The organism is Pseudomonas sp. 13B_2.1_Bac1 (assembly GCF_025466155.1).
Taxonomy (GTDB): Bacteria; Pseudomonadota; Gammaproteobacteria; order Pseudomonadales; family Pseudomonadaceae; genus Aquipseudomonas; species Aquipseudomonas aylmerensis.
Map to the genome: position 1 here is coordinate 1 of NZ_JANLOH010000059.1, position 10,611 is coordinate 10,611.

A 10,611-nucleotide genomic window follows, 5' to 3' on the forward strand; every position below is an offset into this window, starting at 1 on the left:
TCGAGGGGCTGCTTCGCAGCCCAACGCGGGGCAAGCCCGCTCACCACAGAGGGCGGGGTGTATTGCTAACCATGAACTACGGAGTCATCCATGCAACTTTTTAGTCTTCAGGGCCAAGTCGCTTTTGTCACCGGTGCAGGCAGCGGGATCGGACAGGCCATCGCCGTCGGGCTGGCCGAGGCTGGCGCCGATGTGGCGTGTTTTGACCTGCCCGGCAGCCCCGGCATTGCCAGCACCGTAGAACGCATCCAGGCCCTGGGCCGTCGCACCCTGGCCCTGAGCGGCACCGTCACCGAGCGCGCTGCCCTGGACGCCGCCGTCGCTCGCACCGAAACCGAACTCGGCCCGCTGAGCGTGGCGGTCAACTGCGCCGGCATCGCCAACGCCCAGGCCGCCGAAGACCTCGAGCTGCAGCGCTGGCAGACCACGTTGGACATCAACCTCACGGGCATCTTCCTCAGTTGCCAGGCCCAGGCCGCCGTAATGTTGCCGCGCGGCAAAGGCGCCATCGTCAATATCGCCTCGATGTCCGGCAGCATCGTCAACCGCGGCTTGCTGCAGGCGCACTACAACACCTCCAAGGCCGGGGTGATCCACCTGAGCAAAAGCCTGGCGATGGAATGGGCCGACAAGGGCCTGCGGGTCAACTGCATCAGCCCCGGCTACACCGCGACGCCGATGAACTCGCGCCCGGAAGTCGCCGACCAGGTGAAGATTTTTGAACAGACCACGCCCATGGGCCGCATGGCCAGCGTGGAAGAAATGGTCGGCCCGGCGATTTTCCTGGTCAGCCAGGCCTCGTCTTTCTGCACCGGTGTCGACCTGCTGGTCGATGGCGGCTTCGTCTGCTGGTAAGGAGTCTTGTGATGTCGCAACGTTTCAGCGGTAAAACCATCGTGATCACCGGCGCCTGCCGTGGCATCGGCGCCGGCATTGCCGAGCGCTTCGCCCAGGAAGGCGCCAACCTGGTACTGGCTTCCAATGACCTGGAACGCGTGACCTTCACCGCCGACCAACTGGCCCAGGAATACAAGGTCGACGCCCTGGCCCTGGCTATCGACGTCACCCGTGAAGACGACATCGAAAAGCTCTACCGCGAAGGCCACGCGCGCTTTGGCAGCATCGACGTGTCGGTGCAGAACGCCGGCATCATCACCATCGACCACTACGACAAAATGCCCCGCGCCGACTTCGACAAGGTGCTGCAGGTCAACACCACCGGCGTGTGGCTGGGCTGCCGGGAAGCGGCCAAGTACATGGTCAAGCAAGGCAGCGGGCGGCTGATCAACACCTCGTCCGGCCAGGGCCGCCAGGGGTTCATCTATACGCCGCACTACGCCGCGAGCAAAATGGGCGTGATCGGCATCACCCAGAGCCTGGCGCTGGAACTGGCGCGGCATAACATCACGGTCAACGCGTTTTGCCCCGGTATCATCGAAAGCGAAATGTGGGACTACAACGACCGCGTGTGGGGCGAGATCCTCAGCACCGAGGAAAAACGCTACGGCAAAGGCGAGTTGATGGCCGAATGGGTCAAGAACATTCCCCTGCGCCGTGCCGGCAAACCCTCGGATGTGGCAGGCCTGGTGGCGTTCCTGGCCTCCGACGATGCCGCCTACCTGACCGGCCAGGCGATCAATATCGACGGCGGCCTGATCATGTCGTAAGGGTTTGGTATCCTCACCCGCATTGATGTCACCACTGAGGCCTTCATGAGCCAAATCGAAGAACAGCGCCTGATCACCAAGATCGCGAGCCTCTATTACGAAGAAGGGCTCAAGCAGTCCGAGATTTCCGCACAGCTCGACCTGTCCCAATCCTTTATCAGCCGCGCCCTGCGTCGGGCGCTGCAGGAAGGCGTGGTGAAGATCAGCGTAATGCGCCTGCAAGGCCTGCACCTGGAGCTGGAAACCCAGTTGCAGCGCCGCTATGGCGTGCGTCGGGTGATCGTGGTTGAAGCCACCGAACCGGGCAATGACGAAAGCATCAAGCAGGCCATCGGCTCGGCCGCCGCGCATTACCTGGAGACCAGCCTTTCGCCGCAGGATCATATCGGCATTTCGTCGTGGAGCAGCACCATTCGCGCCATGGTCGGCCACCTGCATGCACAACCGGGCAAACAAGGCGCCCAGGAAGTGGTACAACTGTTGGGTGGCGTCGGTAACAAAGGCGCGTTTGAAGCGACCTTGCTGACCCAGCGCCTGGCCACCCTGCTCAACTGCCCGGCGTTTCTGCTGCCCTCGCAAAGCATCGAGCAATCGGTGGAGAGCAAGCAGCGCATCGTGCAGATGGAAGAGGTCAAGGAAGTGCTGCAACGCTTTGACAGCATCACCCTGGCCATCGTCGGCATCGGCGACCTGGAGCCTTCGCAACTGCTGCGCAACAGTGGCAACTACTACACCGAAGACATGCTGCGCCTGCTGGCCGAGCGCGGTGCCGTCGGCGATATCTGCCTGCGCTACTTCGACGCCCAGGGCAAGCCGGTACTGGAAGAAGATGAAGAGTTCGTGGTGTCGGTGGCGCTGCCCAAGCTGCGCAGCATCCACCGCGTGCTGGGCCTGGCCGGCGGGCTGAACAAGGTCCAGGCGATTCGTGGCGCGCTCAAGGGCGGCTACCTGGACATCCTGATTACCGACCTGGATACCGCACAGGCCCTCAACCAATAACCTCTTTTGGAGACTGCCGCTCATGACGTCCAAGCTCGAACAACTCAAGCAATTCACCACTGTGGTCTGCGACACCGGCGACCTGGAAGCCATCAGCCGCCTGCGCCCGGTGGACGCCACCACCAACCCTTCGCTGCTGCTCAAGGCCGCCGCCATCCCGGAATACGCCGACCTGCTGCGCCGTGCCGTGAGCCATGCCAAAGGGGATGTGGGCCTGGCCGGCGACCACTTCGCGGTGTCGGTGGGTGCAGGGATTCTCAAGGTGATTCCGGGGCGCATCTCCACTGAGGTCGACGCGCGCCTGTCATTCGACGAAGACGCGCTGTGGGCCAAGGCCAACCAGTTGATCGCCCTCTACGACCAGGCCGGCATCGGTCGCGACCGCGTGCTGATCAAGCTGGCCTCGACCTGGGAAGGCATCCGCACTGCCGAGCGCCTGGAAAAGGCCGGTATCCAGACCAACCTGACGCTGCTGTTCTCCTTCGCCCAGGCAGCTGCCTGCGCCGACGCCGGCGTGTTCCTGATCTCGCCGTTCGTGGGCCGCATCTACGACTGGTACCGCAAGAACACCGGCCTGGACTACACCGGTGCCGAAGACCCCGGCGTGCAGTCGGTCACGCGCATCTACAACTACTATAAGGCCAACGGCATCAAGACCGTGGTGATGGGCGCCAGCTTCCGCACCCTCAGCCAGATCGAACAGCTGGCCGGTTGCGACCGCCTGACCATCAGCCCGGAACTGCTGCAAAAGCTTGATGAAGACCAGGGCCCGCTGGCACGCAAACTCACCCCGGGCGCCGACGGCGAAGCGCGCCAGCAGCTGACCGAGGCACAGTTCCGCTGGGCCTCGAACGAAGACGCGATGGCCACTGAGAAACTCGCAGAAGGCATTCGCCAGTTTGCGCGGGACCAGGAAAAACTGGAGGCGGTGTTGTCGGCGCTATGACCCCCGTCCAGCCGCTCGGCCAGTCGCGCACCTTGGTGTTCCTGGCCTACCCGCAGATGGGCCTGCTCGACCTGACCGGTGCCCAGACCGTGTTCTGGGCGGCCACCAAGGCCATGGTCGAGCGTGGCTTGCCGGGCTATGTGATGCACACCGCCAGCCTGGCGGGTGGCTTGATGCCAACAGCCGAAGGCTTGAGCGTCGATACCCTGCCACTGGCACAATTTGACCCCGCCACCCTCGACACCTTGATCGTACCCGGCGCCCCCGCCATTCAACAGGCGATGGCCGCCAACACCGATCTGGTGGACTGGCTGCGTCATGCTTCCACCCAGGCCCGGCGCACAGCTTCAGTGTGCAGCGGCACGTTCCTGCTGGCCCAGGCCGGCTTGCTCCAAGGCCGGCGCGCTGCCACGCACTGGGCGATGTGCGACATGCTCAAGCGCGGGTTCCCGAGCATCGAAGTGGACATGGACGCGATCTTTGTCCAACAAGGCAATGTGTGGACGTCGGCAGGCGTGAGTGCCGGTATCGACCTCGCGCTGGCGTTGGTCGAGGCCGATTGCGGGCGTCACGTTGCCCTGCAAGTGGCGCGGGAGCTGGTGGTGTTTCTCAAAAGGCCCGGTGGCCAGGCCCAGTTCAGCCAACTGCTGCAAGCGCAGACCGATGACACTGCGGGTTTCGACGCCTTGCACCTGTGGATCGCCGATAACCTCAGCGACAGCGAGCTTACGGTGGAGCGCCTGGCAGAACAAAGCCGCATGAGCCCGCGCAATTTCGCCCGGGTCTACAAGCAAAAAACCGGGCGCACCCCGGCCAAGGCCATCGAGTTGTTTCGCGTGGAGGCGGCACGACGCCTGTTGGAAGACTCCCAGCGCAACATCGACCAAGTCGCGCACCTGTGTGGCTTTGGCGATGAAGAACGCATGCGCTACACCTTCCATCGCCACCTGTCGATTTCCCCTCGCGACTACCGCGCGCGCTTTTCCCGCTGACAACAGGCCGGTTGGCAGTAATTCAGGGTTTTGTGTCCTACCCGACAAACAACGGCGCTCTTAGAGTAGGCCGGTAACGCATTGCACCTTGAGCAATCGTATCGACCTGGTCCCTGGAGCATCCCCATGAAGCAGCACATCCTTATCATCGGCGCCGGCTTCGGCGGTGTCTGGAGCGCCTTGAGCGCCGCACGCCTGCTGGATAAACATGATCGCCATGACGTGCAGATCAGCGTGCTGGCCCCACAGCCGGCGCTACGTATTCGTCCACGTTTCTACGAAGCCGACGTGCATGCCATGCAAGCACCGCTGGGGCCATTGTTTGCGGCGGTCGGCGTGGACTTCATCGAGGGCGCCGCCGACCGCATCGATGAAAATGGCAAGCAGGTGACCTACCGCAATGCGGCTGGCATAGCCACCACCCTCACGTACGATCGCCTGGTTCTAGCCGCTGGCAGCCGTCTGAACCGTCCACAGATGGAAGGCATCCAACACGTGTTCGATGTGGACCAGATCGAAGATGCCACGCGCCTCGAAGCGCACATCAAGGGGTTGAACAAGCTGCACGACAGCCCGGCACGTAACACTGTGGTGGTGGCCGGCGGCGGGTTTACCGGGATCGAGACCGCGACCGAAATGCCGGCACGCCTGCGCGAAGCACTGGGTGACAACGCTAATATTCGTGTGATCGTGGTGGACCGCGGCCCGCAGATTGCGGCTTCCATGGGCGATGGTATTCGCCCGTCCATCGTTCAAGCCAGCGAACACCTGGGCCTGGAATGGAGATTGAACACCTCAGTGGCCGCGGTGGATGCCGGCGGCGTGACCCTGGCCGATGGGGAACGCATTGAGTCCAGTACCGTGATCTGGACCATCGGCTTTCGCGCCAACCCGCTGACCGAACAGGTCAGCGGCACCCTTGATCCCCAGGGCCGCCTGCATGTGGACGGCAACCTCAAGGTCAAGGGCCTGGCCGATGTCTTTGCCGCCGGTGATGTGGCCTACGCCGCCACCGATGACCTGGGTCATTTCGCCGGCATGTCCTGCCAGCACGCCATTGCCCTGGGCCGCTACGCCGGCAACAACGTCGCCGCCGACCTGATCGGTGTGGCCCCGATGACCTACAGCCAGCCCAAATACGTCACCTGCCTCGACCTCGGTGCCTGGGGCGCGGTGTACACCGAGGGCTGGGATCGTCAGCTCAAACTGGTGGGCCAGGAAGCCAAGGAGCTTAAACAGCAGATCAACACCGTGTGGATCTACCCACCCGTTGCTGATCGGGCCACCGCCCTGGCGGCGGCTGACCCGCTGATCCCGGTGGCCTGACCGCGCCTGGGGCGGCAGCTATCAACTCTGGGGTGTATGTACCGTCAGGCCACGAGCAGCCAATGCCCCCAATACCCCGCCGACCATCGGCGCCAGCCAGAACAACCACAACTGCGCAATGTACTCACCGCCGGCGAACAACGCCGGGCCGGTGCTGCGCGCGGGGTTGACCGAAGTGTTGGTCACCGGGATCAGGACCAGGTGAATCAGGGTCAGCGCCAGGCCGATGGCAATCGGCGCAAAGCCTGCGGGCGCGCCCGGCCCCGTCACGCGCATGATGATCAGCACAAAGAAGAACGTGGCGATCACTTCGGCCAGCAACGCAGCCTTCATGTCGAACAGGCCCGGGCTCAGCTCGCCGTAGCCGTTGGCAGCAAAGCCGCCCATCTCGAAACCGGGTTGGCCGTTGGCGATCACATACAGCGCTGCTGCAGCCGCAATGGCCCCAACCACTTGCGCCGCGATATAGGGCAGCACTTTCGCCCCGCACAGGCGGCGCCCCGCCCAGAGGCCGAGGGTCACCGCCGGGTTGAAATGCCCACCGGAGATACCGCCCACCGCGTAGGCCATCGTCAATACGGTCAGGCCGAACGCCAGTGACACGCCGGCGAAGCCAATCCCCAACCCAGGGAACGCAGCCGCCAGAATGGCGCTGCCACATCCGCCGAAAGTCAGCCAGAAGGTTCCGAGAAATTCTGCGGTCAAACGTCTTTGCACAGGTGACTCCATTGCTGTTCAGGTGCCGTCACCACAGGACGTGGGCGGTCCTGGGCGACGGTAGCAATGGGCATCATGGCGCCCTGTAAGACTTGTCTGGTTTTAGCGTTTTACCGCGGGGTTGCGGGCACACCCGTGCCGAACCGCCGAATCGCCAGGCAATAGCCGATCAACGCCACCGCCGCCAGCAAGCCGCCCGCCGCGCCGATCCAGGCAAAGCCGAAGTGGCTGCCGACCCAGCTGCCCATCAGCGCACCGCCGCCGATACCGATGTTGTAGATGCCGGAGAACATCGCCATCGCCACGTCGGTGGCGTCCGGCGCAAGGACCAGTACCTTGGACTGCATGGCCAGGCCGAAGCCCATGATCGCCATGCCCCAGAACACGCTGAGGATCACCAGGTAGGATTCGGCGCCGCTCAACGGCAGCAGCAGCGACAGGCACGCCGCCAACAGGAACACCGCGCCGACCACGAACACGTGGGGGTTGAAGCGGTGCACCAGGCTGAACAGCAGCGAACCAATGATGCCCGCGCCGCCGAACACCAGCAGGATCAGGGTGACCGCGCTGCCGCTCATGCCGGCCACGCCTTCGACGAAGGGTTCGATATAGCTGTAGGCGGTGAATTGCGCGGTGACGGTCATGGCCGTGAGCACGTACAGCGCCACCAGCGCCGGACGCTTGAACAGCAGCGGCAGGCTGCGCAGGGAGCCGGAGTTCTGGCTCGGCAACGGCGGCAAGGTGCGCGCCAGCCAGAACACCAGGGCAGCAGCGAAGGCGCCAATGACCAGGAAGGTCGTGCGCCAGCCCATGGCTTCGCCGAGCAGGCGGCCCAGCGGAATGCCCAGAACCATCGCCAGCGAGGTGCCGGTGGCGAGCAAGCCCAGCGCCTGCACCTGCTTGCCTTCCGGCGCCAGGCGCACGGCCAGGGACGCGGTGATCGACCAGAACAGCGCATGGGACAAGGCGATACCGACCCGGCTGAGCATCAGGATGCCGAAGCTGGTGGCTACGCTGGAAAGAATATGGCTGGCGATAAACATGCCGAACAGCACGATCAGCAACTTGCGCCGCTCGACGTTGCGGGTCAGCAGCATCACCGGCAGCGAGGTCAGCGACACGATCCACGCATAGATGGTGAGCATCAGGCCGACACTGGCGATGGGCATGTCGAAGCTGGCGCCAATGGCGCTGAGCAGTCCCACGGGCACGAATTCGGTGGTGTTGAACACAAACGCGGCCAGCGCCAGGGCGATGACCGGTTGCCAGTTGGCTTGGGGGGTTGCGGCTGAAATGCTCATTGAAGGGCGAGGTACTCTGGCGATGATCAAGCGGCCACCCAGGACAAGCGCCGCCGCCGAGCATTCTATAGGTTTCTCGGCCGGCTGTTGACGCCCATCCCCCTCAAAATACCCTCAGCGGGGTCACGGTAAGGTCATGGTCACCACGTAGTTCCCCGACCGGATCGGCTTGCCGGCGCCATCGACGAGCACATAGCGCTGGTCGTAATACCGCCCGTTGCCGCTGTCCGCGACCAGCAGCACGTGGGCCGCGTCGACACTGGCCACCGGCGCCACACCGCGTACATCGAAGTGGCTGCCGCGGCTGGCGACGGCACACTCGTGCAATTCCATCACCGCGCCACTGTGCGTATTTGTCGCACACCCGCCCTCGACGATACTGCCGTGGAACTCAATGCTGCCCTGCCCCACGATCTGCGCGGCGCCGCACGTACTCGCCCAGACACCCAGGAGCCCTGCCATTACCGAAAGACGCTTGACGCTCATGTCGACACTCCTTATTGGGCTCTTACCCACTAAGTCGTCTGCCCGAGCGTTAACTTGAGGCGCCGCGTCCAAAGGTTTGCGCTAGATCAAGGATCCACCTGCCCCATCATCTCGGGAATGCTTTCCGGGCGCTTGGCATAGCGCTGGGCCAGCGCCGCGCAGACCATCAACTGGATCTGGTGAAACAGCATCAGCGGCAGGATCAGCACCCCCATGGTCGCCCCGGCGAACAGCACCTGGGCCATCGGTACGCCCGTCGCCAGGCTCTTCTTCGAGCCACAGAACAGGATGGTGATGCGGTCTTCCTGGTTGAAACCAAAGGCCTTGCCCAACAGCGTCGATGCCACCAGCACCAGGCCGAGCAACACGCAGCAAGCGACAACCAGGCCACCCAGTTCCCACAGCGGGATCTGGTGCCAGATGCCTTCGTTGACCGCTTCGCTGAACGCGCCGTACACCACCAGCAGGATCGAGCCCTGGTCGACGAACTTCAGCCAGGATTTATTGCGGCCCACCCACGCGCCGATCCAGCGGCGGGCGATCTGCCCGGCGACAAACGGCAGCAGCAATTGCACGCTGATTTTGAGGATCGCATCGATCGTGGAGCCGCCGTCGCCGTGCACGTTGAGCAGCAAGGTCACCAGCAACGGCGTGAGGAAGATGCCGAACAGACTGGAGGCCGCCGCGCTGCAGATCGCCGCAGGGATATTGCCGCGCGCCAGCGAGGTGAAGGCAATCGCCGACTGCACCGTGGCCGGCAAGGCGCAAAGGTAGAGCATGCCCATGTACAGGTCTTTGCCGATCAGCGGCGAAAGCAGCGGCTTGAGCGCCAGGCCCAGCAGCGGAAACAGCACGAAGGTCAGGCTGAACACCAGCAAGTGCAGGCGCCAGTGCCCCGCACCGGCCACGATGGCCTGGCGCGACAGCTTGGCGCCATGCAGGAAGAACAGCAGCGCGATGGCCAGGTTGGTGACCCAGCCAAAAGCCACGGCGGTCTGGCCGCTGGCGGGCAGCAGGGAGGCGAGGATCACCGTGGCGATCAGCGTCAGGGTGAAGTTGTCGGGCAGAAAACGGGGGCGAGTCATAAGCGGATCTTCCGGGGGTTGCCAAGAGCGTCATCGCGACTCTAACGTAACGGCCTGTTACCGACTAACGCCAATGAGCCAGTAAATGCCGCCTAAAGGACATGCCAACACCGTGCGCCGCAGCGTGCCCGGGCTTTCCAGCCTGCCACGGCCGGTGTATGGCCGTACCGAATCGCTGCCCAACCGCGCGCTGACGCGCCGGCACAGCCACCCGTGGGTGCAATTGTCCTACGCGATCTCCGGGGTGCTGGAGATCCAGACCAGCGTCGGCCGCTTCGTCGCCCCGCCGCAACGCGCGGTGTGGATCCCGGCGGGCATGCCGCACCGGGTATTCAGCTCGCCGCACACGGAGATGCGCAGTTTGTACCTCGATTGCAGCGTCACCACCTGGGCGGCGGAGCGTTGCCAGGTGCTGGAGGTGAGCAACCTGTTGCGTGAGTTGATCCGCAGCTTCAGTGAACTGCCAGTGGAGTACGCCGAGGATGGCCCGGACGGTCGGCTGGCCCAGGTGGTGCTCGACCAACTGGCGGCAGCGCCGCAGGTCGACCTGATGCTGCCGTTGCCCCACGACCCGCGCCTGCGCCAGATCTACCGCAGCCTCAACCTGCACCCGGAACAGCAGACCACCCTGGGGCAGTGGAGCCAGAAGTTGGGCGTCAGCGAGAAAACCCTCAGCCGTTTGTTCTTGAGGGACACCGGCCTGACGTTCCGGGCCTGGCGCCAGCGCCTGAGGCTATTGACCGCCCTGCCCGCCCTGGAGCAAGGCGAACGGGTGACCGATGTGGCGCTGGGCTGTGGCTACGAGTCCACCTCGGCATTCATCAATGCGTTTCGACAGCAGTTTGACGCGACGCCCGGTGAGTTCTTTCGCTGACCATGAGGTGAAGGAGATCCAAATGTGGGAGCGGGCTTGCCCGCGAAAGCGGTGTGTCAGTCGACCTCTGCAGTGGCTGATCCAGCGTATTCGCGAGCAAGCCCGCTCCCACATTTTGACATTGCATGTGTCTGCCAGGCATACGAGTCCACCTCGGCATTCATCAATGCGTTTCGACAGCAGTTTGACGCGACGCCCGGTGAGTTCTTTCGCTGACT

11 protein-coding genes are annotated in these 10,611 nt (G+C 63.8%); 7 read left to right on the forward strand and 4 right to left on the reverse strand.

Annotated elements, in window-relative coordinates:
- Positions 1-90 precede the first annotated feature (90 nt).
- From NTD80_RS15930 to NTD80_RS15955, 6 genes are all read left to right on the forward strand, one after another.
- Positions 91-855, forward strand: coding sequence for an SDR family oxidoreductase (locus NTD80_RS15930; protein WP_262134255.1), 765 nt, complete (start codon positions 91-93; stop codon positions 853-855).
- Between the two features lie 11 nt (positions 856-866).
- Positions 867-1,667: a glucose 1-dehydrogenase gene (locus NTD80_RS15935; RefSeq protein WP_065907325.1), complete on the forward strand. Its 801-nt coding sequence runs from the start codon at positions 867-869 to the stop codon at positions 1,665-1,667.
- A gap of 45 nt (positions 1,668-1,712) precedes the next feature.
- Positions 1,713-2,666, forward strand: coding sequence for a sugar-binding transcriptional regulator (locus NTD80_RS15940; protein WP_065907327.1), 954 nt, complete (start codon positions 1,713-1,715; stop codon positions 2,664-2,666).
- A gap of 22 nt (positions 2,667-2,688) precedes the next feature.
- On the forward strand, positions 2,689-3,612 hold the full coding sequence (gene tal / locus NTD80_RS15945) for a transaldolase (protein ID WP_120448935.1): 924 nt from the start codon (positions 2,689-2,691) through the stop codon (positions 3,610-3,612).
- Complete coding sequence (locus NTD80_RS15950) at positions 3,609-4,604, forward strand: GlxA family transcriptional regulator (RefSeq protein ID WP_106803487.1); 996 nt, start codon at positions 3,609-3,611, stop codon at positions 4,602-4,604. The genes tal and NTD80_RS15950 overlap by 4 nt, the downstream gene beginning before the upstream one ends.
- 126 nt (positions 4,605-4,730) lie before the next feature.
- Positions 4,731-5,930, forward strand: a complete 1,200-nt coding sequence (locus tag NTD80_RS15955; RefSeq protein ID WP_262134256.1) for an NAD(P)/FAD-dependent oxidoreductase — start codon at positions 4,731-4,733, stop codon at positions 5,928-5,930.
- 21 nt (positions 5,931-5,951) lie between these two features.
- Here the strand turns inward: NTD80_RS15955 and aqpZ are convergent, their stop codons facing one another.
- The 4 genes from aqpZ to NTD80_RS15975 all read right to left on the reverse strand — a co-directional run bounded on the left by aqpZ (position 5,952) and on the right by NTD80_RS15975 (position 9,519).
- Complete coding sequence (gene aqpZ, locus NTD80_RS15960; protein ID WP_262134257.1) at positions 5,952-6,659, reverse strand: aquaporin Z; 708 nt, start codon at positions 6,657-6,659, stop codon at positions 5,952-5,954.
- A 98-nt stretch (positions 6,660-6,757) separates the two neighbouring features.
- Positions 6,758-7,948, reverse strand: coding sequence for a sugar transporter (locus tag NTD80_RS15965; RefSeq protein WP_065907348.1), 1,191 nt, complete (start codon positions 7,946-7,948; stop codon positions 6,758-6,760).
- Positions 7,949-8,071: 123 nt separating this feature from the next.
- Entirely contained in the window at positions 8,072-8,434 is a 363-nt protein-coding gene (locus tag NTD80_RS15970) for a type 1 fimbrial protein (RefSeq protein ID WP_120448939.1), read from the reverse strand.
- 86 nt (positions 8,435-8,520) lie between these two features.
- A complete protein-coding gene (locus NTD80_RS15975; protein WP_262134258.1) occupies positions 8,521-9,519 on the reverse strand; it encodes a bile acid:sodium symporter family protein in 999 nt (332 codons plus the stop codon).
- 85 nt (positions 9,520-9,604) lie between these two features.
- On the opposite strand from NTD80_RS15975, the gene NTD80_RS15980 reads away from it, so the two are divergent.
- On the forward strand, positions 9,605-10,393 hold the full coding sequence (locus NTD80_RS15980) for an AraC family transcriptional regulator (RefSeq protein ID WP_065907354.1): 789 nt from the start codon (positions 9,605-9,607) through the stop codon (positions 10,391-10,393).
- Positions 10,394-10,611 lie beyond the last annotated feature (218 nt).